Origin of the sequence: Shewanella sp. MM_2022_3 (assembly GCF_022557375.1) — a bacterium.
In the GTDB taxonomy this organism is placed as follows: Bacteria; Pseudomonadota; Gammaproteobacteria; order Enterobacterales; family Shewanellaceae; genus Shewanella; species Shewanella xiamenensis.
Genome location: NZ_JAKZGV010000028.1, coordinates 25,797 through 51,972, shown reverse-complemented (window position 1 = coordinate 51,972; position 26,176 = coordinate 25,797). Strand labels below are relative to the sequence as shown.

Sequence of the window (26,176 nt, the reverse complement as noted above, 5' to 3'; positions counted from 1 at the left end):
AACCATGATAATTCGACAAAAAATAGCTTACAAAATGAGTGAAAAATTATTTATATCTAAAAAATAATAGCAATGATAAATTGCTATCTGTTGACGCAGCGGCATGATGGGAAACCAGTTAGGCTGTTGTTAACTATCAATAACTAAAGGAAATAAAATGAAAACGTTATCAGCTGTTATCACCCTGTCGGCGCTAATCAGTTTTGCTAGCTTTGCCGATGAATCAACACTTCCTCCTGCACCTGCAAATGATATCGCTCAACTGACCGAAGTATGCCAACAGATGGCATCTGAAGATCAGATTGAAAATGCCGAGCTTAAACAATATGTCCTCGACTGCGTGAATGACCAGCTAACAGAAATGGGCTATCAGACACTAAAAGAACTCAACTGATCGGTTTTACTTCCTTTAGCTCCAGGCTGTAATCAGGTTTCATCGAGTCTTACGAATGCCATTCCGACAATGAATGGCATTTTATTTGCTGCACCAACCCAAATTAGTAACACTAGCGCCCAAAAAGCAAAACAGTATAAATACAACACACCAACGTCGACAAAAGCGCTAAGCAAGTGCATTTTATGCTTTTATGATGTCTTTCAATTGATTACGAGATCTACATATATGCTATTTGTATGATATCTGTATCATTTTGCATCCCTTCAGGTGAAAGCACTGTGGAATTAAGCATAAAATGCTAATCTGTTGCCCATTACCGACTGTCATTAAATCCGAACGCATATCATGTATCGAACATTATTAATCTTACTCACCGCGCTTAGCCTACCTTCTATTGGAATGGCCAAAGAACCGTGCGTCACTAAAGATGAATGTATTGAAATGCGCAACTGGGATTTAGGCGTGGCGGTCGGTTGGGGACAAAAAACCAACCCTCTTAGGGATTTTGATGATATTCCGGTCTTTTTTATCCCAACTGTAGCTTACTATGGTGATCATTGGTTTTTTGATAACGGTAACTTAGGCTATAGCTTAGTTGAGCAGCAATATTTCAGCGTCAACTTAGTGACCAGCTATAGCATGGATAGAGCTTATTTCTATCGCTGGGACCCTTCGAATATCTTTTTGGAGCGAAGTTCACAGGATGGGGCGAGAATGCTCTCGACCAAGACAGTTCTCAGCAGTGAACCCGAACCCGTGTTTAATTCCTTAGAATCGCGTAACTTTACGTTATTAGGTGGCGCTGAAGCATTTATTTATACCCCATTAGGCGTAGTTAGGTTAGCCTACACCCATGATATGTTTGATGTGCATCAAGGCGCTGAAGCGCAAATTAAATGGACCTATGGTTGGCATTTAACCCGCTGGGTAATGGATATGTCACTCGTATTTGATTGGAAAAGTACCAACGTCGTCGACTATTACTATGGTGTACGCCCGAGTGAAAATGATTATTGGAGCAAACATTACCATGCTGATGCTGGCTGGAATAAAGGGGTCGAAATGACAGCCCGTTATATCTTAACTGATAACTGGGATATGCTCTTTGCGTTCCGCTACACACAAATTGCAGATGAAATAGCCGCCAGTCCCTTGCTCAATCAAGACTATAGCAGCACTTATTTTATTGGCGCAGCGTATAGGTTTTAACAAGAGTGACGCCCCTTCATATTAGGATGCTATGCATATTCGGTCTAAGCGTTAGCTTAATGGGACCGACCCATGCACTTGCCGCTCCAAATGAAGAGTCAAAATTAAAACTGACCCCTGAAATCTGTATCACGGGGGATGAAAACCAAGCCTGTGAAATCCGTGTAGACTTGCAGTGGCAACTCGCTAAAAATGAGCTGGTTTGTATCTTATCTGACAACAATGCCTATCCTAAATGGTGCAGCGAATCGCTAGAACAACATGAAATAACATTGAATGTCAGTACGCTAAACGATATTCACTTTGTTCTGGTCAGTAAGGATACCAACCAAACACTGGCTGGAGCCAAATTAAAAATCACGTCGACCTCGCAGCCTCAGGTGCGCAGACGTTACCGTAACCCTTGGAGTTTATTTTAATGACGAATCCACAATCACCCCACAGAGTGTTATTGGTTGAAGATGATGTCCGTCTTGCGAATTTAATCGTAGATTATTTGAAATCCCACGGCATGCACGTTGAAGTAGAGCGTCGTGGCGACACAGTGTTAACCCGCTTAATCAACTATAAGCCTGATATCATCCTGCTAGACATTATGTTGCCAGGAATTGATGGCCTTAGCCTGTGCGAAAAGTTACCCGATTACTTTGCCGGCCCGATCCTGTTGATGAGTGCCTTAGGCTCAAGCGAAGATCAGATCAAAGGACTAGAACTCGGTGCAGACGACTACGTGGTTAAACCCGTTGATCCTGCCCTGCTGGTTGCCCGTATCAACAACCTATTACGCCGCCAAAACCAACCGCCTCAGGCCGAATCCCATTGCCTGACTTTTGGTAAACTCAGTATCGATCCCCATACCCATGCAATTCGACTCGACAACAAAGAAGTCGACCTCACCAGCCATGAGTTTGAACTCCTGTGGTTACTGGCATCACAGGCAGGACAAGTACTGAGTCGTCAATATATCTATCAATTACTGCTCAATATTGATTTTGATGGTAAAGACAGAAAAATTGATGTGCGGATCTCAAGACTTCGCAAAAAGCTCAACGACAATATTGAGACCCCCTTCAGAATCAAAACCGTTTGGGGACAAGGCTATCTCTTCGCCCCTGAGGCCTGGAACAACTAAGAACTCCCGTGAAACGTCTCTTTATCAGCTTATATTTACTGCTGAGTCTCAGTTTTCTGGGCATAGGCTGGACACTGGACAGCCTATGGAAGAAAAATGTAGATGAAAATAATCCCTTAGATGCTCCTCTGGTTGCATTTGCCCAGCTGTTGACTCAGCTTCCAGAGGAGAGTCGCCACGATTACTTAGAAGCACTCACAATCGATAATCAGCTGCCGTTAAATCTACTCAGTCCAGATCAAATTGCACTGGCGAAAGATCAAGTTCTGACGCCCAATCATGTAGTCACCACCACAACCAGTGAGGGCGAACAATTCCAGTTTATACAGGTAGGTGAACAAGTATTAATGGCGGGTCCTATTGAGATAGACCCCAGAGCCGATCTGCGTAATTTATTCACTCTGTTTTTCTATTTGTCACTCGCACTCGTCGCTTTGATTTGGGTTGGACCACTCTCGCGGGACTTAAGCATATTGCGTAAGGCCACAAAGGATTTTGGCGAAGCCAAATGGGACACTCGCATCAATCTCTCGAACCGCTCTCAGGTAAAACCCTTAGCCAATACCTTTAATGAAATGGCGCGACATATCAGCGCATTGATTGAAAACCAAAAACATTTGTCCAATGCGGTTTCCCACGAGATTCGCACGCCCCTTGCGCGACTTAAATTCGCCCTTGCCTTAATGCCCATGTACTGCCAAGCTGACTCTGACGAACAAAAGCGTCAGGATTTTCTCAATGAAATGCAGCTCGACATTAAGGAAATGGAAAACCTACTGCAAGAATTACTCACCTACGCCAGTTTAGAATCCCAGCGTGAAATGCCTCTAGATGAATACGATCTTATCACCTTGATTAATCAATCCATTAAACGTTTAAGTGCATTGAGTGAAACCCCAATAACCTTGCATACAGATATAGAGACCCTGCCCTTATTTGGCGAACCAGCATTGATTGAGCGAGCACTGCAAAATCTACTGACCAATGCACAGCGTTTTGCTCGCCATCAAATCTTGATTGAAGTCAGCCAAACCCAGCAACGGGTAACACTAAGTGTGAGTAATGATGGAGAGCCTATCCCTGAGGTGGATTTACCTAAAGTGTTCGAGCCCTTTTACCGCAGCCAATCGGTGCAAAATGGCAATAAGGGTCATGGTTTAGGTTTAGCGATTATCAAACGGATCATGCAGCGTCATCAGGGTGAGGTCAATGTCACCAGCCATCCAGCCCAGACGCGTTTCACCTTAAGCTGGCCGAAAAAGCGGCAAATTTAGCGCCTCTAGTTTGTATCATCTTATCAAAAAGGCTCATTGAGATTATTCGTCGAGAGCAAGATCGCCTAAATCTAACTCTGCAGCGGTCTGTGGCGCAAAATCAAGCTGTGGATTAAGCGCCGCTCTCTCCTGCTCAAGCGCTTGCTGACGCGCCTTATACAAGGCCAGCTCCCGCCGACGTTTCCGTTGATGACATAAACGGATCACATCATGTTTTTCGGCATCGGTAAAATGCAACCAATTAAACCGCTCATCACGACTGCGCAGGCAACCTTTACAATAGCCCCGCGCATCGGTTTGGCACACACCGATACAAGGGCTAGGAATATCGAAAAAGGCTAACTGTTCCATGATCTTGGGCTACTCTGCCAGTTTAAGTACGTAAAATGTGTGACCTTCTATACTTAACAAAAATCAAACACTTTTCACTAAATTACTTGCAGTCTTACTGTTAATCAAGGCACATTGAATACTGTTCGTACAATTTGGAGTGCAATGATGAGATACAAATACATCGCCAGTTTGTTCATCGCCACGGTCTTTTTAAGTGCTTGCAGCACTAAGCCGAAAAACGATTACGATCTCAATTATAACTTTAAGGCATTGCAGAGTTTCTCGCAGCTTGCTCCACAGCCCAACGACGATCCGCTCAGTGCCCAGCGTATTCAAACCGAAATCACCCAGCAATTAAGCCAAAAAGGCTTTACCGAAAATGCTTCTTCCCCCGATTTTAAAGTCGCCTATGGCTTACTGACCCAAGACAAGCCTAAAGACTCAGGTCTATCTATAGGCTTAGGCACGGGCAGTTTTGGCCGTTCTGGCGGCATTGGCATAGGCACCAGCGTTGGCGTGCCTCTTGGCAGTGACACAGCAAAAATTCAAACCATTCAAATTGATATTATCGATGCTAAAACCAATAAGCTGATTTGGCGCGGTACCGATAGTTTCGATTTTGATGCGGGCGGCGATAAAAAAGCCCAAGACACTGCTAAGGCGGTAAGTCGGATTTTGGCGCAATTTCCACCGCAGCCATAATCATTGGGCCATGATGATTTAAGCGATGCTTGAAACTATGAGAGCTTAAGCAATAAGTGATAAAAATGGGCGATACACGCCCATTTTTATTGCAGAAGAAATCCCAAATGCGAGGATCAGTGGATAAAACGCGGCTTAAGAAAATAGCCCAGATGATAGATAACGGTCGCCCCTATCGCACACAATCGCAACCACAACGGCCCCCGGATTCTGCCTCGCTATCTCAAGTGCCGCAAATACCGCGCCGCCAGAACTCACGCCAGCACAAATCCCCTCTTCTCGCGCTAAGGCTCGTGCCATGGTTTTGGCATCTTGCTCTTCTATATCCATCACGGCATCGACACGGGCGGCATCAAAAATACCCGGTAAATATTCTTGCGGCCAGCGGCGAATCCCTGGTATCGAACTGCCATCAGCGGGTTGTAGCCCGACAATGGTGATATCGGGGTTGCGGCTTTTTAGGTATTTCGACACACCCATAATGGTACCCGTGGTACCCATGCTGGAAACAAAGTGAGTGATCTTGCCTTCGCTCTGCTGCCAAATCTCTGGACCAGTTGTGAGAAAATGCGCATTCGCGTTATCTTGATTATTGAACTGATCCAGCACCTTACCTTTACCTTGTGCCTGAAGATCTAAAGCTAAATCCCGCGCGGTTTCCATATTGTCCACCAGCAGCAGCTCGGCACCATACGCCTGCATGGCATCTTTACGTTCTTGGGTCGAATTCGACGGCATAATCAGGATCATCTTGTAGCCTTTAATCGCTGCGGCCATCGCTAAGGCGATTCCTGTATTGCCACTGGTGGCTTCAATCAAGGTATCACCTGGGGCGATTTCCTGGCGAAGCTCCGCTTGGTTAATCATATTCAGTGCAGCACGATCCTTTACCGAGCCAGCGGGATTATTGCCCTCTAGCTTTAACAGTACCGTAGAGCTCCCGCAATCCAACCGTTGCAGACGAACTAGCGGCGTTTGCCCGATACAGGCTTCAATAGTCATAAAGTCAGACACAGGGTTTATCCTTTATTTGATAAAAGCGACTCGCATAGGGATATTTTAAGGGGCTTAGCCACAACAAACACGATGAATATCACCTATGGCATACAATTAATTGCTCATAGTTATTCAAAAAAGTTCTATTTACCTAGCTTTTTATAAGTAAAAACTTCAATTACTCTATCTCTATACCCTGACACAGTTGCCAGATTAAGGAGCACAAAATGCCAGTAAAATTCACTAAGGCCCTGCTAGGAACCCTATTACTGGGCGCTTCCCTCAATGCCGCAGCCGCCGATCAGACCTTACTTAATTCCTCTTACGATATCTCACGGGAATTATTTAGTGCCTATAACCCAGTATTTGCTAAACATTGGCAAGAAAAAACCGGTAAAACGGTTGAAATCAAACAGTCTCATGCAGGTTCTTCAGCGCAGGCTCGCTCGATTCTGCAAGGCTTACCCGCGGATGTGGTGACTTTTAACCAAGTCACCGATGTGCAAATTCTGCATGACCGCGGCAAGTTGATCCCAGAAAACTGGCAACAACTGCTGCCTAATGCCAGCTCACCTTACTACTCTACCATCGCGTTTTTAGTGCGTAAGGGCAATCCAAAGCAAATCAGCGACTGGAATGATTTAGCCAAAGATGACGTTAAGTTGGTGTTCCCGAACCCAAAAACCTCAGGTAATGCGCGTTACACCTACTTAGCAGCCTTAGGTTATGCCCAGAAAAACTATGGAAAAGATAATCAAGCCTCATTAGATGAGTTTTTGAAGAAGTTCCTCGGTAACGTTGCCGTATTTGATACGGGCGGCCGTGGTGCAACCACGTCGTTTGTTGAACGTGGCATCGGCGATGTGTTGATCACCTTCGAATCTGAAGTTAACAATATTCGTCAGCAATATGGCGCCGATGATTACCAAGTTGTCGTGCCTAAAACTTCGATTCTGGCAGAATTCCCCGTTGCCGTAGTAGAGAAAAATGCCAAGCGTAACGGCACGCAAGAATTAGCGACCGAGTATTTAAACTATCTTTACAGCGAAGAATCACAACGTTTGTTAGCCGGATTTAACTACCGCGTTCACAACGAGAAAGTGGTTGCCGAATTTACCAAACAGTTCCCTGCGGTTGAGTTAATGACCGTTGAGCAAATCATTGGTAACTGGGACAACGCGATGAAGACCCAATTTGCCAATGGCGCTAAACTGGATCAGTTATTAAAGCGTTGATCATCCGCTTGGGTACCTAAGTCATCAAACCTACAACCCGGGCAATGTCCCGGGTTTTGTGGTTATATCGCAATAAAGATAAACATCAGCAGTCTTTATCGCGATTGAGCAATAACGTGCTAATGGCATAATAATATTGGATTAACTCCATTAACCTTATCGGGTGGTTATTCAGTGATATTTAATAATGGGCGCTTACGCCACAAGCGGGTTTTGCCGGGGTTTAGTATCAGCCTAGGTGTGTCTTTGCTGTTTGTCAGCTTGATTCTTTTACTCCCCACCACAGGCCTGATTATGCAAACCAGCCAGATGAGCTGGGCCGAGTATTGGGGCGTGATTACCGATCCCCGCGTACTAGCAAGCTACAAAGTCACTATATTGTCGGCACTGGCCGCCTCTCTATTTAACTGTCTTTTCGGGCTATTACTCGCTTGGGTATTGGTTCGTTATGAGTTTCCAGGTAAACGCCTCCTCGACGCCTTAGTCGATTTACCCTTTGCCTTACCCACAGCCGTCGCGGGTATTACCTTAGCCACTCTCTATGCTGAAAATGGTCAGATTGGTAGCCTATTGGCCGAAATTGGCATCAAAGTGGCCTACACGCCATTGGGGATTGTGGTCGCGATGATCTTCACCAGCATTCCCTTCGTGGTACGCACCGTCCAGCCCGTATTGGAAGAGTTATCCAACGATGAAGAAGAAGCTGGCATGACCTTAGGCGCAACCGATAGCGCGGTGTTTTGGCGGGTGATTTTGCCCTCACTGTGGCCAGCTTTAATGGTTGGCACGGCACTGTCTTTTACCCGCAGTCTTGGAGAATTTGGCGCGGTGATTTTTATCGCCGGTAATATGCCCTACATCAGTGAAATCACCTCATTGATGATCTTTGTTCGCTTACAGGAGTTTGATTTTGCTGGCGCAAGTGCCATTGCATCTATCGTGCTGATAACATCTTTACTGCTGTTACTGCTGATTAACCTGTGGCAAGCGCGTTATTTACGCCGTATTCACGGCCGATAAGGAGCCACCATGAACTCATTTAAACCTTTAAGAGTCGGTGAAGCGCCCCTTATCAAATGGAGCCTAATCACCCTAGCAGTCTTCTTGGCCATGGTGTTATTACTGCTGCCGTTAGTCAGTATTTTCCAGCAAGCCTTTGTCGGTGGCTGGGAGCGTTATATCGAGCATCTGAGCCAACCCGACTCACTCCACGCCATTGGGTTGACCCTTATGGTCGCGGCGCTCACCGTGCCGATAAACTTAGTGTTTGGTGTCATGCTCGCTTGGAGCGTGACACGCTTTGAGTTTCCAGGGCGTAAGTTACTCATTACCTTGATTGATATCCCCTTTGCCGTATCGCCCGTGGTCGCAGGCTTACTCTATCTACTACTTTACGGCAACAGCGGCTGGCTTGGCGCTTGGCTGTTTGAGCACGATTTACAGATCATGTTTGCTTGGCCGGGCATTTTATTAGTCACCATTTTCGTGACTTGCCCCTTTGTTGCCCGAGAATTAATCCCCTTGATGCAGCAACAGGGTGCATCGGAGGAAGAAGCAGCGGTCATCCTTGGCGCCTCATGGTGGCAACTGTTTCGCCGCGTGACTCTGCCCAATATCAAGTGGGCACTGATTTATGGGGTGATCCTCACCAACGCTAGGGCCGTGGGTGAATTTGGTGCCGTTGCCGTGGTATCTGGCAATATCCGTGGTGAAACCAACACCTTACCTTTGCATGTGCAATTACTTTACGAAGATTATCAGGCCGAAGCCGCCTTCGCGAGCGCGTCACTGCTTGCCTTGATCGCCCTATTTACCTTACTGCTAAAAGCCTTAGTAGAGTGGCGCCAACAACGCAGCTTATCCGCCAATGACAACCAAGAGCAGAGCCAATCATTATGAGTATTCGTTTAACTAATATTTCCAAAAAATTTGGCCAATTTCAGGCGCTCTCGCCGCTAAATCTGGATATTCAAGAAGGCGAGATGATAGGTCTTCTCGGCCCTTCCGGCTCGGGTAAAACCACCCTATTGCGGATTATTGCTGGCCTTGAGGGCGCAGATAGCGGCCAAATCCATTTCGGTAATCGCGATGTGACCCAAGTGCATGTGCGCGACCGCAGAGTTGGGTTTGTTTTCCAAAACTATGCCCTGTTCCGCCATATGACGGTCGCCGATAACGTCGCCTTTGGACTCGAAGTCATTCCGAAAAAACAGCGCCCGTCAAAGGCCGAAATCCAAAAGCGCGTCAGCCATTTACTCGAAATGGTGCAACTTGGCCATCTAGCACAGCGTTACCCTGAGCAGCTCTCGGGCGGACAAAAACAGCGTATCGCCTTGGCCCGCGCCTTAGCGACTCAGCCCGAAGTACTGTTACTCGATGAGCCCTTTGGCGCCCTCGATGCCAAGGTGCGTAAAGAGTTGCGCCGCTGGCTACGCAGCCTTCACGATGAGCTGAAATTCACTAGCGTGTTTGTAACCCATGATCAGGACGAAGCCTTAGAGCTTTCCGATAGAGTAGTGGTAATGAGCAACGGCCATATTGAGCAGGTCAATACCCCTATTGAGTTGTATGCCCAACCCAATAGCCGCTTTGTGTTTGATTTCTTAGGTAACGTCAATCGGTTTGAGGCAAGCTGGCAACAGAATCGTTGGACCAATGGTGACGCCTTCTTAGTGCCTCCTGAGCAAGCGCCACTGCAACAAAACGGCGCGCTCTATGTGCGTAGCCATGAGCTGGCACTGGCGGATAAACCCAATAGCCAAGCCCATATTCCTTTTACCATAGTGGCGATAACACCGGTTGGCGCAGAAGTGCGTGTCGAACTGGCACCTATCGGCTGGCAGAGTGAAGAACTGTGGGAAGCCACCTTTACCCACCACCATCTGCAAGAATTGGGGCTGCAAAAAGGCTGTGTGGTCTACGCCACCCCAAGAACGGGTTATTTCTTTGCTGAACAAGGTGATGGTTCGCCTATCCGTCAAAGCTGGCCCTTCCTGCCGCCGGGCAGCTTAGTCTTCGATATTTAATCGCAGCCAGCATTCACCTACTGCATACAACAAAAAGCGCTGACAGTCTTGTTAGCGCTTTTTGTTAACTCTAGAACAGCTTAAAACCAAATCCAAGCAAAGTGGTTAGATTCCCCCCTACTAGTGACCATCGAAGAACAAGTAGTTTAACCAGCCCTGCATCCGTAGCAGCACTTTGCGCATCACAGCGACATGGTGAAAATGTTCGCTATACACAGCCACTTGTCCCGCTACTCCAGCTGGGAATTGACGGCGTATCGCATCGTCTTCAATATCGATTAATACGATAACCCGCCCTGTTTGGAATAGCTGATTGGAAGATTGCAGCGTGCCATTCATCTGGATCTCACCCTCTGCCATCGCAGGGAGTACCTTAGCGACTTTGCCCTTAAACACTTGTCCAGGCGCCGCATCTAATACCACTTCGGCCTCATCGCCCTCCTGTAAACGCAGCAGCGAATTTTGCCAGAATGCACCGGCAAAATACCGCTGTTCATCGGGGATAAAACTCATCACCGGCCGTAAAGGTAAGGGAACCGCCATCGCCCCTGGACGCAGCGCCATTTGGGTGACAATACCATCGGCGGGCGCCCGCACAACAGTTTGCTCGAGATTATACAGTGCGCTTTCAAGATCACCCTGTAGTCCGGCAACTTTAGAATTAACCCCATCCACATTGGACTCATAGGCAAGACGTGCACGTAACTCTTCCGCTCGCGCCGCAGTAAGTTGTGCTTCAGAGGCTAAATACAATTGTTGTTTATTGTCTAATTCCAGCGCAGTAAAAGGCGAGTTCGCCCCACCTTTACGATGGCCTTGTTCATAACGGTCATAGGCTGACTTATTGCGATCTCTATCTGCGGCAACTCTCGCCACATTTGCCTTAGCGGTTTCCAATGCTGCCTCAAGTTGTGGCACCTCTTGCTCCGCTGCTAACAACGCTGCTTTTTTAGTTTTAACAACAGCTTCATAGGGCGTTGAATCAATGCGAAACAGCACATCCCCTTGTTTAATCGGCGTATTAGGTTTGACATCAACAGAAGTGACTATACCTTTCACAGCAGGCGTAATGGGAATAGTCACATAGTATTCCCGCGCAAAACGTGAATAGGGATGGTTGTAGTTCATTATCAGCAACAGCGCCCCGATAAGAATCACGCCTCCTAATACGGCGGTTGGCACTGTCCATTTGTTCATCGGGATCTTAAATACTTTAAAAATCACAATACAAAAGGAGGCATAGGTTAATATCAATAGTAAATCCATGTTATACCTCGGCTTTTGGGCTTACGACAGTGGAAGTTGCAGCATTGGTCTCAACGCTTGCTGCTGCCGGAATGGGAATAGGCGCTGATTCAAGTTGCTCAAGCTTTGCCTGTAAGGCCATTACTGTTTCCCTTAGCGCTTTAACATCATCCTCCAATGCCTGCTCGCGCTTCATCACAGTGCTAAATCCCCAGCCTCGGTCCTCTCGATACAAGGTCGCCCAAATCCATAAAAAAGGCCAAATTGCATGTAACGTGAATAAACTTACCCAGCCCGCAATATGCAATGCATCCTGCTGGGGATGATTGCGCTTTTTCGCAATTTCATAAGGGATATCGTGAATGGCAATCACGCCATAAAAAATCACCACTACGACAAAAAACAAAATACCTAAGGCAAAATAATCCAGAAACATGCTGAGCTCCCACTCCCTTCCCATTCCTTATTTCGGTAAAACATCCTTTACCAAAATCGCTCTTTGCCACACAGTGTCTTTCAATTTGAGACACCATATAGTTCTACACCAGAATGACAAATTCGCAACAAAACCATCCAAATAGCTTGATCAAAAACACAATGGTTTATTGCGATGCGACAAATGGCATCCAAGGAAAGGTGGCCAGTGTCGACAAATTACTATCGCCAAGATATGAATTATGGCTTGCCAAATACAGCAAGCGACGAGACAGGGATAGCTCAAAAGCCTAGGCCTTTATGTCTTGTATCGAAAAAAGGCTAGCGTGAGTGAGCAACGCGTAAAGTAAGCAAAGACGAGATTTGCAGATAGGTAATGTCAGCTTAGATTTCTATGGGGTTACTCCCGATGTAGAGGCGAGCAAACCAAGGCTGGATAACGATCTCACGGCTTCAGTCTGAGCATTAACCCAAGAATCACAACATCCAAGCGTTTGATTTAAAAGCTTTAACTTCAAGCGAGTTAGCATCGTTCTTGCCACTGACTTTCAACTAAATTGAACTCATAGTGGCTGTCATGGGGAGCGATATGAGCTTTTAATTTAAAGCTTTTGCCACCTGCCGCAATCCAGCACTTGGAGAACCATTCGATAAGCGCGTTGGTTGCAATCTGCCAAGGGTCAAGATCTTCATCCTTGTCGATATATTCCTCTTCAAACTCATCGGGATAGACATGGTCGATATCGAGCAAACTTGGATTGACTGGTGATGGGTATGCAGCCTTGCCATCGAGTTCCACAAAATACTCGATGTTATCTTTATCCATAAAAAATACCCGCACCGGGAATTGGGATGAAAAACGATCGACAAAGACTTCAAACGCCAGCGTGGCCACCTCTTGGGGATAATCATGCTCAATCAGTTGCTTAAGAATGGGCTGTAACTTATCGGTGAGCTTGGCTAAGTAGCCATCGACTTTTTCTGTAAACTCTTGCTCGAAACTCATCTCTATCCCTGCTTATCATGCTGTACAACACAAACGGCAAATATTACTCACACTAAAAACTTGCCATTAGAAACTGAAAAATAATCCATATCCACCAGCAAGTTAACATCGACTGTGATGATACCCAACTCTTTCCCCAACCAAAAGCCAACACTAAAATCTAAAGTCGCTTTATGGCGGATAAGAAGCGATACCCCATAAGCCGCCACATATAAATCAGCGATTACCAGCCCAATAGCTACTCATGGGCATTGACTGTGCGCCCCGCAGCCCATTGTCTTAGGGCATTAATCTTATCGCCCATCACTATGGATAAAGGTTTGGTTTTGGTCAGCTCTTCTAACAACATGTCTTGATCAAGCGTTCGCGCTAAACTGCGGGCGCTGTACATGGCGGCTATCACCGCCTGCTCGATTTCAGCCCCCGAAAACCCTTGGCTATGGCGCGAAAGCTGGGCAAGATCGAGCCGAGTCACATCGATACCACGGCGCTGGCAATGGATCAAGAAAATCGCCTTGCGTATGGCCTCATCGGGTAAATCGACAAAGAAGATTTCATCCATTCGCCCCTTTCGCATCAGTTCGGGCGGCAGGGCTTGAATATCGTTAGCGGTGGCGACCACAAACACCTCAGACTTACGCTCCGCCATCCAAGTTAATAGTGTGCCAAGAATGCGAGTCGAAGTGCCCTCATCACAGCTACTGCCGCTTAAGCCTTTCTCAATTTCATCAATCCATAGAATACAGGGCGACATCATATCGGCCAATTCGAGGGCATTGCGCAAGTTCTTTTCGGTTTCGCCTATGTATTTGTTATATAAGGCGCCCATATCGAGTCTGAGCAAGGGCCGCTGCCACACACCCGCCACCGCTTTGGCCGCAAGACTCTTGCCACTGCCCTGCACTCCGAGTAATAACACCCCCTTTGGCGCATCGGGTTGTACCGCAGCCTTGGCATCGGTGGTTACCTGCACCGCTGGCGCGCGCTGTTTTAACCATTTTTTGAGATTATGTAATCCGGCAATCTGCGAAAAATCACTGGTGTCGTACTCAAATTGCAATATGCCGTTAAGATCGAGCAACTGAAATTTAGCTTTGTTGATCAGGTCAACATCTGAGTGAGTAATGGCGCCATCATCCACAATCGCTTTATGAATCAATCGCCTGGCATCATCTAAGGTCACACCGCGCAGATTTTCCGCCAGTTTAATCACGGCTTTATCATCCACATTCAATGGCATGCCTTGGGTGCGCACTTTATCCACCTCAAGATAAATCAGGTTCTCAAGCTGCGAGGTACTCGGCAGGGTAAGCTGAAAATAGGCGCAGTAACGCTTAATTTCGGGCGGGATCTCAAAGGCATGACTCACTAGCACCAGCGTATGTTGCAGCGCATCGTATTCGAGGGCGATTTCTTTCAGCAGACGGACATTCTTTGGCGCATCAATCACAAAGGGGTGAAAATCACAGAGCACATAAATCCCCTGCTGAGTCGTCGCTTTAATCTGCCCTAGGATATCGCTAGGTTCAGTATTAAATTTCTGTGCAGGCATCGGCTTATCAACCCGCGTGAGCCCTTGGGTAATACTCCAAGTAAATAGCGGCTGATAGAGTACATTCGCGATTCGCTTAAGCATGTCAACAACACGATATTCTTCATAGGTTTCAATCACCACGATGGGCGTTTTAGAGCGTAGTACTGCGGTCAAATCGCGAATGTCTTGCATATCTTAAGTCCATAATCCGTTATGAAACCAAAAGTTAACATAAAACACCGCTACAAACAGGATTTTTACCATGCCAAGCACTAATCACCCTTAAATAGCTTGATCAAAAACACAGTTGTTAATTTCAGTCTCATGCTTTGCCGCCAATCGGGGTAGACTATGGCCCAAGAACGCCCCAAGGCGTCAATTATCCCAATATAAAAAGGTACCCACACCATGATAGGAACCCCCTACACCGAGGGCGCTCGACGCGCCATGTTGCTTGGCTGCGGTGAGCTAGGTAAAGAAGTCGCCATTGAGTTACAACGCTTAGGTGTTGAAGTGATAGGCGTTGATCGTTATCCCAACGCCCCCGCGATGCAAATAGCCCATCGCTCCCATGTGATCAATATGCTCGATGCCAAGGCCCTTCGCGCCGTTATTGAGCTAGAAAAGCCCCACTTAGTGATCCCCGAAATTGAAGCTATTGCCACTCAAACCCTAGTTGAGATGGAGGCCGAAGGCCTCAATGTGGTGCCGACCGCGCGCGCAACTAAGCTCACTATGGATAGAGAAGGCATTCGCCGCCTCGCCGCTGAAACCTTAGGTTTACCGACGTCGCCCTATTTCTTCTGCGACACTGAAACCGAATTTAATCAAGCGATTAGCAAAATTGGCGTGCCCTGTGTGGTCAAACCCGTGATGAGTTCATCGGGCAAGGGCCAAAGTGTTATCCGTGATGCATCCCAAAGCGTCAAAGCCTGGCAATACGCCCAAGAAGGCGGCCGTGCGGGCGGTGGTCGCGTTATCGTTGAAGGCTTTATTCCCTTCGATTACGAAATCACCCTATTAACCATTAGTGCAGTCAACGGTATCCACTTCTGCGCGCCAATTGGTCATCGACAAGAAGACGGCGACTACCGCGAATCATGGCAGCCTCAAGCCATGTCGGCCGACGTGCTGGCAAAATCCCAAGCGATCGCTAGCAAAGTAGTCGAAGCCCTCGGCGGTTACGGCTTATTTGGGGTCGAGCTGTTTGTGAAGGGGAGCGATGTGTACTTCTCTGAAGTCTCGCCTCGTCCGCACGATACCGGCTTAGTCACCTTAATTAGCCAAGATTTATCCGAGTTTGCACTGCATGTCAGGGCGATTCTTGGCCTGCCGATCCCGAATATCCACCAACATGGCCCCAGCGCCTCGGCGGTAGTATTGGTGGAAGGCAAATCGAAAAACATTCGCTATCAAGGTCTTGCCGATGCCTTGGCAGCGGAGAATACTCAGCTCAGATTATTCGCTAAGCCTGAAATCGATGGTCGCCGCCGTTTAGGGGTGGCCCTCGCCCGCGATAAAGATATCGAAAGCGCAGTCAACAAAGCGCTGGATAGTGCATCTAAGGTAAAAGTGATTTTCTAGGCATGAATGCTTAACGACTTGTCACCGACAACTTAGTGTTCAGTACCGTGATCAGCACCGCGCCCAGCATTATTGCTGGGCGCGTTATTAAGGTATCAAAGCCGAGTTAACAGCCATTTCCTCTTCACCCAAATTGATTTCGCGTCTAATGCAAAAGCCTGATGCAATCCAAGGTGGTTTTGAGGCATAGTAGTCCTCTATTTGGCATGCCCCACGCTAGGCTTTTACTCTGATCCCATGGATTTACGCAGTCGTTATTGCTCTCTCTTTCGCTCTAAGCGCTTTCACTCTAAGCACTTTCACTCTAGGCGCTTTCAGTCCAAGCACTTTGAGCCTAGGCGCTCAAAATCCTTGCAAGCGATACATCGCACCCTTTCCCTTTTGTTCAGGTTATCCCAGCTACTGGCATTATCCTTTGGCTTAGTGTCCCTTAGCGCCTGTCAACCTGCGAATCAAGAAACATCGAGCAGCAAGGCAGACACCGTCGCCCAGCGTGAATTAAGCCAAGAAGTGTATGTCTGGCAGCGGCAATGGCGCGATGCCAATCAAAGCGCTTTGGTCGAAAGCCAAAGCACATTTAATGGCGTGCGCATTCTTGCATTGCAAGCCCATCCCAAACCCAATGGCGCGGATATCTGGTTTGAAGTGCAGGTCAACCATACCTGGTTACAGGCCGATCCTCGCCCTAAAGTGGCGGTGATAAGATTAGATGGCCAACTAACGCGCCTTAATAATCGCGAAGCTCTCCAAAAAATCCTCGCGCTCATTCAAGACTGGCAGGCAAAGGGCACAAGGCTTGCGGGAATTGAAATCGACCACGATAGCGCCAGCAGTAAACTCGCGGCCTATAACGCTTTTTTACGCGAGTTAAAAAGCCAATTACCCCACTCGCTAAAACTCAGTATTACTTCATTGCCCGCTTGGATGAGCAGCTCGGAGTTTCCGGCGTTGTTTGACAATATCGATGAGCTGGTACTGCAAATTCACAGTGTTAGCGACCCACGTTTAGGGCTGTTCGACGCCACTCAAGGTTGGCAATGGGTCGAGCAACTTTCACGGTTAGCTAAGGTGCCCTATCTCATCGCCCTGCCCTCCTACGGCTCGGCGGTGTATAGCACGGCAGCGGGTTATCGAGTGGAGAGTGAAGTGCCGATGCAAATGCCATTGGCAGACACTGCATCTTCGCAGCATCTCGCGCGGCAGGAGTTGATGGCCGATCCACTGGTGTTGCAGTCCTTTGTTAAAAAACTGCATACCTTTGCTGACACAAAACTTAAGGGGATAATTTGGTTTAGATTACCTCTCGAAGGGGATAAACGGGTGTGGCCACTCTCGACCCTGATTGCCGTCGCCAAGCAGCAACCGCTCGCAGCGCACATTGAGCTAGAAATCTTAAGCCAGGCTAATACCGGGTCAGCCCAACATGAGGCGCCGGGAAGCCGCTTATTTCAACTGGTATTAGTCAATAAGGGCAATCTTGCGGGCAAGTTGCCGGGCCAGTTGTCCCTAGCGGCGCAGGCGTGCAGCGGGTATGATGCCCAAAACGGTTATCAAGCCAAATTAACCCAAGGAATATTAGTGTGGCAGTTACCGCAAGCCACCTCAACGGAGCGCGCAGCCGCACCAGCCTCCTCGCAGTTTGCGCCGAATTTAATCTCAGCGATCGAGCTAAGCCCAAATGGACGCAGAGTCATAGGCTGGGCACGTTGTGAGTCATTACATTTACAGGGAATTTATGCGCCATAAGTCAAATTCATTGCCAGCGAAGGCTATTCCACGCTGGAAAACCAAATTAAAACAAACCAGCCTGATTGGGTTAAGTCTCTTCTCCCCTGTGCTATTAGCCTGTGGCCCCGACTTCCCATTACAGTTGACTCAAGACAGGCAAAATAACCTAAGTTATTTACCCCAAACCAGTTTTAGCCAGCAGCTAAGCGGTTTAGCCAAACCACTGGCTTGGCAGTTTCAGGGGGCGCCAGCGGCGCAGGAGTATCTTTGGGATGAGGCACACAGTCGCTATCTTTCGCAGACTCGCGCCTATGAAAACAGCGAGTTATCCGAGGCTCAACTTGCGCAAGTTAATAGCCTGCGTGATGCACAAAGCTTGGCTGAGGCCGAACAAATCGCTGCGCAGTTAAAAGAGAGCTTAGCGCCCGCCTTAACGTGGTACAGCCTTGGCGCCATGGCGTTTGATGCCAAAGAGTACGATAAAGCCAGCGATTACTTTAAAAAGGTCATCGCCCTACCTGAGAGTGAGCGTGCGGGTCGCAGCCTGTGGGCGCTGTATAGCTTGTCTCGTATCGAGCTGATTAAGAGCAAAAGCGCCAACGATAATAGCCATTTTGTCCAAGCCAATGCTTACTTGCAGCAGCTACAAGCTGAGGTGACTCAAGGCGCAGCCGATCCGCTGCGCTTGAGCTTAGCCGGCCTTGGCGAGCAGGCTTATATTCTGCTGCATCAAGGCCAAGCTCAAATTGAAGTCACTCGTGGGGAATATGAGCCGCCAAAAATTGATGTGGCCTTAAATCCCGCCACGCTGGATAAGATTATTGAGCTATACGCCACTCAATCGGCCGAGGGCGACAGCAGCGGTTATGATTCGCTGTTGATGTTAAGCCGCACCTTAATGGCGAAAGATATCACTGAGATTAAGCCCTTATTGCAGCAACCAAGTGTGCAGCAGTTGCTTATCGCCTACTGGCAGAGCAGCGCCAATGACTTCGCCTTTGATGGACAGCTTACAGAAATGGGGCAACAGGTCGCTAAAACGCTGACCGTCTTCCCAACCGATGGCCTCATGCTGAGCCAAGGCGATAAGTTAGCCGCGATTTACTATCAGTTGGGCGACTATGCCAGTGCCGAGCGCCTCATTGCCCTCGCTAAACCCAGCGGCCTGACTTGGTGGCTCACGGCCAAATTAATGATGCAAAAGGGTGATCAAGCCCAAGCCGCTAAGGCCTATGCCGAAGCGGTGCGCCATTTCCCAACGGATATGAACGCTGCTACCGCAACTACCAGCCAACAGGATGCCCAGCAGCAGGCCATTGAAGCCGATGCAGAGCAAGCCACCTATTGCCGTATTCGCGCCGAGCAGGGCGTGCTATCCCTTGAACGGGGCGAATATGTCGATGCCCTAAACCAACTGTTCGCCAGTGGCGATGAGTATTGGCAGGATATCGCCTATGTGGCCGAGCGCGTGCTCACCACCGCCGAGCTTAAGCTGTTTGTCGACGAGCATGTGCCGGTAATGAACTTCGAGTATCCCAAGGACAGCGATTGGTACGACAGTGTCGAGCCACTCAATAATCGCCTGCGTTACTTACTGGGTCGTCGCTTACTGCGTGAAGGCGCGATTGCCGAAGCGCCAGCTTATTTCAGTAATCCCACACTTAATGCCAATGTGCAGGAGTATGGCAAGGCATTGACCACAGCCAAGAGTAGCAAGGGCATTGAGAGTGCCCGCGCCTATTGGACTGCCGCCGAACTCGCGCGTCATCAAGGCATGGAAATCTTAGGCTTTGAATTAGCGCCGGATTATTCGATTTACGCCGGGATGTTCGACTTAAGGGATTGGTATGCAGCGGATAAGCTCAGCGATAAAGAGCAGCAACGCATCAGCGCCAGCCAAGCGATTCCCGATAAACGTTTCCACTATCGCTACCAAGCCGCCGAGCTGGCAAGCAAGGCCGCCGACTTAGTCCCCCACAACAGCCAAGCCTATGCGGCGCTATTATGCCAAGCCACAGGTTGGGTGTTATATCGCGATGATGAACTCGCCCAACGCTACTATAAAAAATACGTCGCCAACGGCCCCTTTGTGCCTTGGGCCGAGAATTTTGGTACGCAGTGTGAAACCCCAGACTTTGACCGCGCCGTCGAACGGGAAAAAGCCAACCAAATCGCCGAGTGGAATGCGATTTACCACAAACTGAAAAAGCCTGTGGCCGTTAGCGTTGCCATCATCGCCGCCCTACTCGGCGCTTACGCGTGGCGCAGAAGAAAGCGTAAACAGTAAAAACACAAAGCGCCTTTCTTATCACCAAAGAAAGGCGCTAAAGCAGAGCTGATGAATTGCTGGAGTACAGGGAGAATTGCCATTGTTTTCCCAGTGACACGCCATGAATATGTCCTTATAGGCTCGACGGCGGCATCCATGCCGCCAACGGTCACTGTTGCAACAATGGCAATCTTTACGACCATCGAACTGTTCATTTGGCTAAAAAGCTAATGCCCCATTTAGTGTTTCGGCTCGTTAGCTCAATCGAAAATTCCCACACCTGATGCCATACATATTCTTATCTATTTGCCTATGTTTGGCCTTACCAAAAATCGGCTAACAATGATGGGTATACAGTCATATTTAAACTTAGGTGTTTTGGTATGATTTTTAGACAATATCAGTGCACATTAACTCCATCTGCAAAAATAAAACGCTATAAAATCAGGTGAATATAGTAACTGAATTTTAGTTAATAGGTTTGGAAAACGCGCATGCGCGTTTTTCCAGATAGTGTATTTGGCAGAAAGCTGATAAGTTCTTTGCATACAGGTAGTTAACAGTGCGCGTTTTTGCTGGTCTAACGAGATAAACGCGCATGCGCACGAATAAAATGTTAGCCGGTTTTCGGGTTTTATAGTTTTCGCCGGTAAGGCAACTCATCAAGGATGGTGGCGCTGTTTGGCAGTTCTTCGTTTTAGCCAAGTTTAAATCGCCAGTTGTTTTCGCTGCATCCCTTCTGATAGTTTGTCCTTAACGTAAATTTTACAGGTGCCAATCACCCTTTGCGGGCAGCGACGCTGCGCGGGTCAGTTGTTGGTTGGTTTTGTTTTTTATTTGCACGTGCGCGTCGTTGTTTGGGTTTGCTTGCTGAGCGGTAGCATTGGTTCGGCTAACAAGGCGCGCCACAGTGACGTCAAATCGCTGCGCGCTTTGCCGCACGTGCGCTAATCGTTATGCGTAAAAGGAGTGGCCTTGGAGTTTTATCTAAAAAAGTATGGAAACGGGCTTTTTATACTTATAGCAGTTGTTGCAATAATACCAAATTTTTTGTACGACACAGTTTTGAATGCACCTTATCACTGGGCCTTTAAATATTTGTCGATTCCAATTTTTGGTTTATCTTTCTATGTTTATTTTTACAAATTACCAAAATTTCGACGCAAAGCTGGAAATTTTAAAGGCTTTGCATGGACATCAATGGTTGCAGCATTATTATTGCTATTTAGTGGTGGCTATGTTCTTTTCTTTAACGCTTGGGTGGGCAGCCAGAAAGAAGTTTATTTATCAGGTACTGTTGTCGAACTTGATACATATAAAAGTACTAAAGGCGGTATGAGCTACTATGTGTATGTTCTACTTCCCAACTCAGATGAGCCGGTTAAATTAGATGTATCAAAATCACACTTCAATACATTTAAAGTCGGTTCAGAGTTTAAGGAAGTATGGATTCGAGGATCACTAGGTATTCTGTATCATCGGCGTTAACGCATAACAAATAAGGATAGGCCGCGCGTAGCCGCGACCTTATCCCAAGTGTTGAACAAGCCCGATGCTGGTTGTGGACACTTTATTATGCAAATAGCGGATTGAGAATGTGTACTGGCGAAGGTCTTATTTTGAAAGAGACTTTTATGCAGACATGACCCGCCCTTAGCGAACGAGCTAATATTTTTATCACTTGTTCATCAAGCCGTTATCAAGTCCTCATTCTGTTTGGTTAGCCCGTTATCCTTATACTTCTCGCCTTAGGCGGTGATGTTAGCGCCTGTCGGTCGAAGTTAATAGCGGGGACAGCCATATCTTTTTGTGTTATTCAGCACCTTCAACTAGGCTTTAAAATATCCTGATTTTGTCTGTGTGGAGTTTGCGATGACTTCGGCAAGAAGACAGCTAATTGATGCTAATTCAACGCCCTTCTACCATGTGATAAATCGCTGTGTTAGAAGGGCTTTTTTGTGCGGCGAGGATAAGTTATCTGGATAATAGCGGGGACAGCCATATCTTTTTGTGTTATTCAGCACCTTCAACTAGGCTTTAAAATATCCTGATTTTGTCTGTGTGGAGTTTGCGATGACTTCGGCAAGAAGACAGCTAATTGATGCTAATTCAACGCCCTTCTACCATGTGATAAATCGCTGTGTTAGAAGGGCTTTTTTGTGCGGCGAGGATAAGTTATCTGGACGTAGTTACGAGCATCGACGTGGCTGGATAGTTGATAAAATCAAAGCCTTGTCTGCGATATTTTGTATCGATATTTGCGCCTACGCGGTGATGAGCAATCACTATCATTTAGTGCTTAAAATAGATGTCGATAAGGCCAAATCCTTAACGCAAAAAGACATTATCAGCCGTTGGTGCCAAATCACTAAAGGCCATGCAGTCGCGACTAAGTATATGAATGGTGATGCATTAATCGAAGGTGAACGCATGTTGCTCGATGGCTTAATTACCGAGTGGCATGAACGATTAAGCAGTATTTCTTGGTTTATGCGTTGTTTAAACGAAGAAATTGCCCGTAAGGCTAATCGTGAAGATGAGTGCAAAGGCGCCTTTTGGGAAGGTCGTTTTAAATCGCAAGCACTGTTAGATGAGCAAGCCTTGCTCGCGTGCATGATGTATGTCGATTTAAATCCAATCAGAGCAGGCATTGCCGATTCTTTGCAATCCTCTGATTTTACATCGATTCAGGAGCGAATTAACTCGCTAGATTCACCCAAGCGCCCATTAGCTATCTCAAAGCTACAAACTGACTTCTCAACTAATGAAGCTCATATTCCCCACAAGTCTCTGGTCCAATTCGATGGCGCAGCTCACCTGAATCAGCAAGTGGGTATTCCGTTTCACTTTGCCGATTATCTCGAACTGATTGATTGGACAGGCCGCGCCATCCGCCTTGATAAGAAAGGCTATATCGATAATCAACGACCTAAGCTACTCAATGAATTAGGTGTTGCGCCCGATGCGTGGCTCACATCAGCCAAAGAGTTTCGTCGTCAATACAGTGGCATAAGTGGTCGATGGGATAGCATGTGTGAATTTAAAAAGCAGCATAACAGCGGCAAATGGTGTAAAGGTAAAGCCTCAAGCCAAGCGTTACATCCTTAAGTTGCTCACGACTCAGCGTTTAGGATTATTTTTGTTTATCCGAAATGGAGATAATTTCGCGCAAAACATAGCACGCTTTTGTCCCAAAGCGTGCTATGTATTTCTTTAAAACTTACAGATTACGCCGATGCTAAATAGGTGAGCCATGGAGGTTTGCGAGACGACCGTCCGCCCCATGGACGGGGCGGTCGAGCATCCACGGACGGACTCGCTGCGTGTCGATGAGCGAATACCATGGCTCACCTATAACTCAGCACTTAAATATCGTCTCCCCCAAATTTTATGCCGTTAAGGGAACTATCCAACACATTTTTCCCCCTTCAATTCCAACTGCATTTCTTTGGAATGAAAACATTTCCTACAGAAACAAGCTAACCCACAGGCCTTATGGATTCACCCAATTAACTCGCTCGCCAGCTAGATAAGCGCTGAGATTTGCCGTTGCGATATTGAGCAGGTTCTGCCGTGCTTCTTTGGTTGCCCAAGCATTGTGTGGGCTGATACTGATATTGGGCGCTGTTAGTAGCGGATTATCCGCGCTCGGTGGTTCGGTAGAGAGTACATCGACGCCGGCAAATACTTTGCCCTGCGTTAATGCGGCCGCAAGCGCCGCCTCATCAATTAAGCCGCCGCGTGCGGTGTTGATCAGTAACGCCTTCGGCTTCATTAATTCGAGGGTTTGAGCATTAATCAGCTCGGTGGTCTCAGGGGTGAGTGGACAATGGAGCGAGAGAATATCGGACTCCTTGAATACCGTATTACGAGATGTCCAACTCACGCCTTGGGGTAAATTGCGGGGCTGAGTGCGGGTATTTACTAATACCTTCATGCCGAAAGCTAAAGCGAGTTTAGCCACCTGCTGACCAATATCCCCATAACCAATCAAGCCTAAGGTTTTGCCTTTGAGGGATTGCAGCGGCATTAAGGTAAAACAAAAGTCACTGCAATTGCTCCATTGCCCTGCGGCAACGGCTTGATGGTGCGCCGCAACCGCTTGCGTATGATGCAAAATATGAGCAAACACCATTTGTGCGACGGCATCAGGACCATAGGCGGGCACGTTGGTGACCACTATGCCTAACTCTTTTGCGGCGGCAAGATCCACCACGTTAGTGCCAGTAGCAAGCACACCGATATATTTAAGCTTAGGCAGTTGGGCTAAGGTGTTAGCATCGAGGGGCGTCTTGTTGGTGAGCACAATTTCGGCATCCTGAGCACGGGGGATAATCTCCGCCGAGGGCGTGCGGGCAAAACAGCTAAATTCCCCTAATGCGCTGACCGCTTGCCAGGTTAGATCCCCTGGATTTAAGGTTTCACCATCGAGTACGACTATTTTCATCTTTACCTCTTAACTGCGTTTGCGCCTTGCCCATAAAGCAGGAAAATTAAAAACTGAGTTTGACCCCAAGATTGGCTTGCACTTGCCACATTACATCCGATGTGACATGCCATAAGCATTGGTCTTCATTACAAAAAAGTGAGGTGTCACTGTCAATAAAGGTCGCGTAGCCACGCAGATCCGCAAACAACGCAAAGTTTTGCATCATACGATATTCGACGCCACCACCAATGCCCATGGAGAAACGGGTTTCCGTTGACCAATCATCGGGCATCATCCGAGTCACCCCGGCACTGGCGGTAATGTAGGGCTGAAAATCGCCACTTGGGAAGAATAAAGTGCCGCCAAGGTGGATATAGTCCACATCTAAGGAGGCGACTAAGTCTGGGGTAAACAGGCCACCGCTTTTCAGCTCGGAGGATTGGCGACTGTAAAGCAGGTAAATATTGCCGGGATCGTTAGTGCCAATCCCTAACATGAGGCCGTAATGGCTCGCCTCTTCGATACCCACACTCTGCTTATTATTGGTTTCAGCGTTGTTAGCATCGAGTTCATTGATATCGAACGAGCTGCCGCCAAAGCTGTAACCACCGTAGGGGGCGACAAACAGCTCGGGTTCGGCATAGGTTGGTAATGCGAGGGTTAGAGGTAATAAACCTGCAATCACACTTAATCGGTTAACGTATTTCATCTTAATCCCTTATCTATCGTTATTATTCCTTGCGTCGACAACGTTAACCGAAGCATTAGCGCATGCCGCGCTCCGATTTCACTCTGTCGTACGCAGCTTGGATATCCTGCGCCTTACGATTGGCAATTTCCATCATCTCGGGTGGTAACCCCTTAGCAACCAATTTATCGGGATGATGTTCATTCATCAACTTACGATAAGCCCGCTTGACCTCTTGATCCGTCGCCTCGGCATTAATGCCGAGCAAATGATAGGCGTCGGTAATCGAGGTTTTATTTCCATTAGAGGTTTGGTGGAAACGGTATTCCGCTTGCCAACGTTTCAGTAATTCATCGAGTTGCCCACGACCATAACCTAACTCTTGGGCCACCGTCATCAGAATTGCATGTTCTGCGGCATCGAGCTCACCGTCCGATAGGGCGGTTTGAATTTGGATCTCGATAAACATTTGCACCAGTTCTTGACGGCCTTGGGTCACGGCGCGAAAGGCTTGCAGGCTGCTACGCAGGTCAAAGTCGGGCTCTTTACCCTCACGGAACGCCTGCTGCGCCTCTTTACGGGCTTCACCCGTTAAGCGCATCTGATCCATCAACATAGTCGCGATACGAATATCGGTTTCAGTCACTCGACCCGACGCCTTGGCCACATGGCCCATCACGGCGAAGGTGGTGTTAAAGAATATTCCCTGTCGATTCTTGGCTTGACCTAAGATCTGACTAAAACTGGCGCCACCACCAGCGCGCTTGTCGTAGAGATGCCCAAGCCATAAGCCCAGCAGAGCACCGAAAATACGGCCAAACATAAACCCGATAACAAATCCAAAAAACTTACCCCAAAGGCGCATCTTAATTCCCAATTTGATAATTTATTCAGTCACTCAATCGACATCGCGAGTGAAACCGTTAAGTCAGGGCGCTAAACATTAGGCGATAT

24 protein-coding genes are annotated in these 26,176 nt (G+C 47.6%); 15 read left to right on the top strand and 9 right to left on the bottom strand.

Annotated elements, in window-relative coordinates:
- Window positions 1-157 precede the first annotated feature (157 nt).
- From MMG82_RS14225 to MMG82_RS14205, 5 genes are all read left to right on the top strand, one after another.
- Window positions 158-394, top strand: coding sequence for a hypothetical protein (locus MMG82_RS14225; RefSeq protein WP_037421337.1), 237 nt, complete (start codon window positions 158-160; stop codon window positions 392-394).
- A gap of 348 nt (window positions 395-742) precedes the next feature.
- Complete coding sequence (locus MMG82_RS14220; protein WP_037421340.1) at window positions 743-1,606, top strand: MipA/OmpV family protein; 864 nt, start codon at window positions 743-745, stop codon at window positions 1,604-1,606.
- Between the two features lie 26 nt (window positions 1,607-1,632).
- Window positions 1,633-2,025: a DUF3019 domain-containing protein gene (locus MMG82_RS14215; RefSeq protein ID WP_081990918.1), complete on the top strand. Its 393-nt coding sequence runs from the start codon at window positions 1,633-1,635 to the stop codon at window positions 2,023-2,025.
- Window positions 2,025-2,738: a winged helix-turn-helix domain-containing protein gene (locus tag MMG82_RS14210; protein ID WP_011073412.1), complete on the top strand. Its 714-nt coding sequence runs from the start codon at window positions 2,025-2,027 to the stop codon at window positions 2,736-2,738. Before MMG82_RS14215 ends, MMG82_RS14210 begins: the two co-directional genes overlap by 1 nt.
- A gap of 8 nt (window positions 2,739-2,746) precedes the next feature.
- Window positions 2,747-4,012, top strand: coding sequence for an ATP-binding protein (locus MMG82_RS14205; protein ID WP_047537354.1), 1,266 nt, complete (start codon window positions 2,747-2,749; stop codon window positions 4,010-4,012).
- Window positions 4,013-4,054: 42 nt separating this feature from the next.
- On the opposite strand, the gene MMG82_RS14200 is transcribed toward MMG82_RS14205, so the two are convergent.
- Window positions 4,055-4,363 carry a DUF1289 domain-containing protein gene (locus MMG82_RS14200; protein WP_037429746.1) on the bottom strand — a complete coding sequence of 103 codons (309 nt, stop codon included), beginning with the start codon at window positions 4,361-4,363 and terminating at the stop codon, window positions 4,055-4,057.
- A 147-nt stretch (window positions 4,364-4,510) separates the two neighbouring features.
- On the opposite strand from MMG82_RS14200, the gene MMG82_RS14195 reads away from it, so the two are divergent.
- A complete protein-coding gene (locus MMG82_RS14195) occupies window positions 4,511-5,047 on the top strand; it encodes a DUF4136 domain-containing protein (protein WP_037429744.1) in 537 nt (178 codons plus the stop codon).
- A 135-nt stretch (window positions 5,048-5,182) separates the two neighbouring features.
- Here the strand turns inward: MMG82_RS14195 and cysM are convergent, their stop codons facing one another.
- A complete protein-coding gene (gene cysM / locus MMG82_RS14190) occupies window positions 5,183-6,049 on the bottom strand; it encodes a cysteine synthase CysM (RefSeq protein WP_252977840.1) in 867 nt (288 codons plus the stop codon).
- Window positions 6,050-6,270: 221 nt separating this feature from the next.
- Here cysM and cysP point away from each other — a divergent pair, with 221 nt between their 5' ends.
- From cysP to MMG82_RS14170, 4 genes are all read left to right on the top strand, one after another.
- Window positions 6,271-7,278 carry a thiosulfate ABC transporter substrate-binding protein CysP gene (gene cysP / locus MMG82_RS14185; RefSeq protein ID WP_047537360.1) on the top strand — a complete coding sequence of 336 codons (1,008 nt, stop codon included), beginning with the start codon at window positions 6,271-6,273 and terminating at the stop codon, window positions 7,276-7,278.
- 174 nt (window positions 7,279-7,452) lie between these two features.
- The gene (gene cysT, locus MMG82_RS14180; protein WP_037421358.1) at window positions 7,453-8,298 is read left to right on the top strand and encodes a sulfate/thiosulfate ABC transporter permease CysT; all 846 of its coding nucleotides are present in this window, start codon (window positions 7,453-7,455) and stop codon (window positions 8,296-8,298) included.
- A gap of 9 nt (window positions 8,299-8,307) precedes the next feature.
- Window positions 8,308-9,177 carry a sulfate ABC transporter permease subunit CysW gene (gene cysW / locus MMG82_RS14175; RefSeq protein ID WP_037429736.1) on the top strand — a complete coding sequence of 290 codons (870 nt, stop codon included), beginning with the start codon at window positions 8,308-8,310 and terminating at the stop codon, window positions 9,175-9,177.
- On the top strand, window positions 9,174-10,304 hold the full coding sequence (locus tag MMG82_RS14170; RefSeq protein ID WP_241406997.1) for a TOBE-like domain-containing protein: 1,131 nt from the start codon (window positions 9,174-9,176) through the stop codon (window positions 10,302-10,304). The genes cysW and MMG82_RS14170 overlap by 4 nt, the downstream gene beginning before the upstream one ends.
- 120 nt (window positions 10,305-10,424) lie before the next feature.
- On the opposite strand, the gene MMG82_RS14165 is transcribed toward MMG82_RS14170, so the two are convergent.
- From MMG82_RS14165 to MMG82_RS14150, 4 genes are all read right to left on the bottom strand, one after another.
- Complete coding sequence (locus MMG82_RS14165; protein WP_069454388.1) at window positions 10,425-11,570, bottom strand: HlyD family secretion protein; 1,146 nt, start codon at window positions 11,568-11,570, stop codon at window positions 10,425-10,427.
- Between the two features lies 1 nt (window position 11,571).
- Complete coding sequence (locus MMG82_RS14160; protein ID WP_239000489.1) at window positions 11,572-11,985, bottom strand: DUF3302 domain-containing protein; 414 nt, start codon at window positions 11,983-11,985, stop codon at window positions 11,572-11,574.
- A 522-nt stretch (window positions 11,986-12,507) separates the two neighbouring features.
- Window positions 12,508-12,990 (bottom strand): hypothetical protein, encoded by a 483-nt coding sequence (locus MMG82_RS14155; RefSeq protein WP_069454386.1) that lies wholly within the window; start codon window positions 12,988-12,990, stop codon window positions 12,508-12,510.
- A 238-nt stretch (window positions 12,991-13,228) separates the two neighbouring features.
- Window positions 13,229-14,716 carry an AAA family ATPase gene (locus MMG82_RS14150; protein ID WP_203433033.1) on the bottom strand — a complete coding sequence of 496 codons (1,488 nt, stop codon included), beginning with the start codon at window positions 14,714-14,716 and terminating at the stop codon, window positions 13,229-13,231.
- Between the two features lie 216 nt (window positions 14,717-14,932).
- Between MMG82_RS14150 and purT the strand changes: the two genes are divergently transcribed.
- The 5 genes from purT (at window position 14,933) to MMG82_RS14120 (ending at window position 23,213) form a co-directional block, all read left to right on the top strand.
- Window positions 14,933-16,108 carry a formate-dependent phosphoribosylglycinamide formyltransferase gene (purT, locus tag MMG82_RS14145; RefSeq protein ID WP_037421384.1) on the top strand — a complete coding sequence of 392 codons (1,176 nt, stop codon included), beginning with the start codon at window positions 14,933-14,935 and terminating at the stop codon, window positions 16,106-16,108.
- 237 nt (window positions 16,109-16,345) lie between these two features.
- On the top strand, window positions 16,346-17,854 hold the full coding sequence (locus MMG82_RS14140) for a DUF3142 domain-containing protein (RefSeq protein ID WP_081990896.1): 1,509 nt from the start codon (window positions 16,346-16,348) through the stop codon (window positions 17,852-17,854).
- Window positions 17,844-20,123: a tetratricopeptide repeat protein gene (locus MMG82_RS14135; protein WP_241406996.1), complete on the top strand. Its 2,280-nt coding sequence runs from the start codon at window positions 17,844-17,846 to the stop codon at window positions 20,121-20,123. The genes MMG82_RS14140 and MMG82_RS14135 overlap by 11 nt, the downstream gene beginning before the upstream one ends.
- A 957-nt stretch (window positions 20,124-21,080) precedes the next feature.
- A complete protein-coding gene (locus tag MMG82_RS14130) occupies window positions 21,081-21,593 on the top strand; it encodes a hypothetical protein (protein ID WP_041412744.1) in 513 nt (170 codons plus the stop codon).
- 585 nt (window positions 21,594-22,178) lie between these two features.
- Window positions 22,179-23,213, top strand: a complete 1,035-nt coding sequence (locus tag MMG82_RS14120) for a transposase (protein ID WP_011718021.1) — start codon at window positions 22,179-22,181, stop codon at window positions 23,211-23,213.
- 385 nt (window positions 23,214-23,598) lie between these two features.
- Here MMG82_RS14120 and MMG82_RS14115 read toward each other — a convergent pair whose 3' ends face one another.
- Genes MMG82_RS14115 through djlA form a run of 3 tightly spaced genes read right to left on the bottom strand, consistent with a single transcriptional unit; the run spans window position 23,599 to window position 26,087 of the window.
- Window positions 23,599-24,552 carry a D-2-hydroxyacid dehydrogenase gene (locus tag MMG82_RS14115; protein WP_047535509.1) on the bottom strand — a complete coding sequence of 318 codons (954 nt, stop codon included), beginning with the start codon at window positions 24,550-24,552 and terminating at the stop codon, window positions 23,599-23,601.
- A 46-nt stretch (window positions 24,553-24,598) separates the two neighbouring features.
- Window positions 24,599-25,243 carry an outer membrane beta-barrel protein gene (locus tag MMG82_RS14110; RefSeq protein ID WP_011718023.1) on the bottom strand — a complete coding sequence of 215 codons (645 nt, stop codon included), beginning with the start codon at window positions 25,241-25,243 and terminating at the stop codon, window positions 24,599-24,601.
- 55 nt (window positions 25,244-25,298) lie between these two features.
- A complete protein-coding gene (gene djlA / locus MMG82_RS14105; protein ID WP_011718024.1) occupies window positions 25,299-26,087 on the bottom strand; it encodes a co-chaperone DjlA in 789 nt (262 codons plus the stop codon).
- Between the last annotated feature and the right edge of the window lie 89 nt (window positions 26,088-26,176).

What these genes read in the sequence shown, in the direction of transcription:
- MMG82_RS14225 (WP_037421337.1), top strand. Translation starts at nt 158, where the DNA reads ATGAAAACGTTATCAGCTGTTATCACCCTGTCGGCGCTAATCAGTTTT.
- MMG82_RS14220 (WP_037421340.1), top strand. Translation starts at nt 743, where the DNA reads ATGTATCGAACATTATTAATCTTACTCACCGCGCTTAGCCTACCTTCT.
- MMG82_RS14215 (WP_081990918.1), top strand. Translation starts at nt 1,633, where the DNA reads ATGCTATGCATATTCGGTCTAAGCGTTAGCTTAATGGGACCGACCCAT.
- MMG82_RS14210 (WP_011073412.1), top strand. Translation starts at nt 2,025, where the DNA reads ATGACGAATCCACAATCACCCCACAGAGTGTTATTGGTTGAAGATGAT.
- MMG82_RS14200 (WP_037429746.1), bottom strand. Translation starts at nt 4,363, where the DNA reads ATGGAACAGTTAGCCTTTTTCGATATTCCTAGCCCTTGTATCGGTGTG.
- MMG82_RS14195 (WP_037429744.1), top strand. Translation starts at nt 4,511, where the DNA reads ATGAGATACAAATACATCGCCAGTTTGTTCATCGCCACGGTCTTTTTA.
- cysM (WP_252977840.1), bottom strand. Translation starts at nt 6,049, where the DNA reads ATGACTATTGAAGCCTGTATCGGGCAAACGCCGCTAGTTCGTCTGCAA.
- cysP (WP_047537360.1), top strand. Translation starts at nt 6,271, where the DNA reads ATGCCAGTAAAATTCACTAAGGCCCTGCTAGGAACCCTATTACTGGGC.
- cysW (WP_037429736.1), top strand. Translation starts at nt 8,308, where the DNA reads ATGAACTCATTTAAACCTTTAAGAGTCGGTGAAGCGCCCCTTATCAAA.
- MMG82_RS14170 (WP_241406997.1), top strand. Translation starts at nt 9,174, where the DNA reads ATGAGTATTCGTTTAACTAATATTTCCAAAAAATTTGGCCAATTTCAG.
- MMG82_RS14165 (WP_069454388.1), bottom strand. Translation starts at nt 11,570, where the DNA reads ATGGATTTACTATTGATATTAACCTATGCCTCCTTTTGTATTGTGATT.
- MMG82_RS14160 (WP_239000489.1), bottom strand. Translation starts at nt 11,985, where the DNA reads ATGTTTCTGGATTATTTTGCCTTAGGTATTTTGTTTTTTGTCGTAGTG.
- MMG82_RS14155 (WP_069454386.1), bottom strand. Translation starts at nt 12,990, where the DNA reads ATGAGTTTCGAGCAAGAGTTTACAGAAAAAGTCGATGGCTACTTAGCC.
- MMG82_RS14150 (WP_203433033.1), bottom strand. Translation starts at nt 14,716, where the DNA reads ATGCAAGACATTCGCGATTTGACCGCAGTACTACGCTCTAAAACGCCC.
- purT (WP_037421384.1), top strand. Translation starts at nt 14,933, where the DNA reads ATGATAGGAACCCCCTACACCGAGGGCGCTCGACGCGCCATGTTGCTT.
- MMG82_RS14140 (WP_081990896.1), top strand. Translation starts at nt 16,346, where the DNA reads ATGGATTTACGCAGTCGTTATTGCTCTCTCTTTCGCTCTAAGCGCTTT.
- MMG82_RS14135 (WP_241406996.1), top strand. Translation starts at nt 17,844, where the DNA reads ATGCGCCATAAGTCAAATTCATTGCCAGCGAAGGCTATTCCACGCTGG.
- MMG82_RS14120 (WP_011718021.1), top strand. Translation starts at nt 22,179, where the DNA reads ATGACTTCGGCAAGAAGACAGCTAATTGATGCTAATTCAACGCCCTTC.
- MMG82_RS14115 (WP_047535509.1), bottom strand. Translation starts at nt 24,552, where the DNA reads ATGAAAATAGTCGTACTCGATGGTGAAACCTTAAATCCAGGGGATCTA.
- MMG82_RS14110 (WP_011718023.1), bottom strand. Translation starts at nt 25,243, where the DNA reads ATGAAATACGTTAACCGATTAAGTGTGATTGCAGGTTTATTACCTCTA.
- djlA (WP_011718024.1), bottom strand. Translation starts at nt 26,087, where the DNA reads ATGCGCCTTTGGGGTAAGTTTTTTGGATTTGTTATCGGGTTTATGTTT.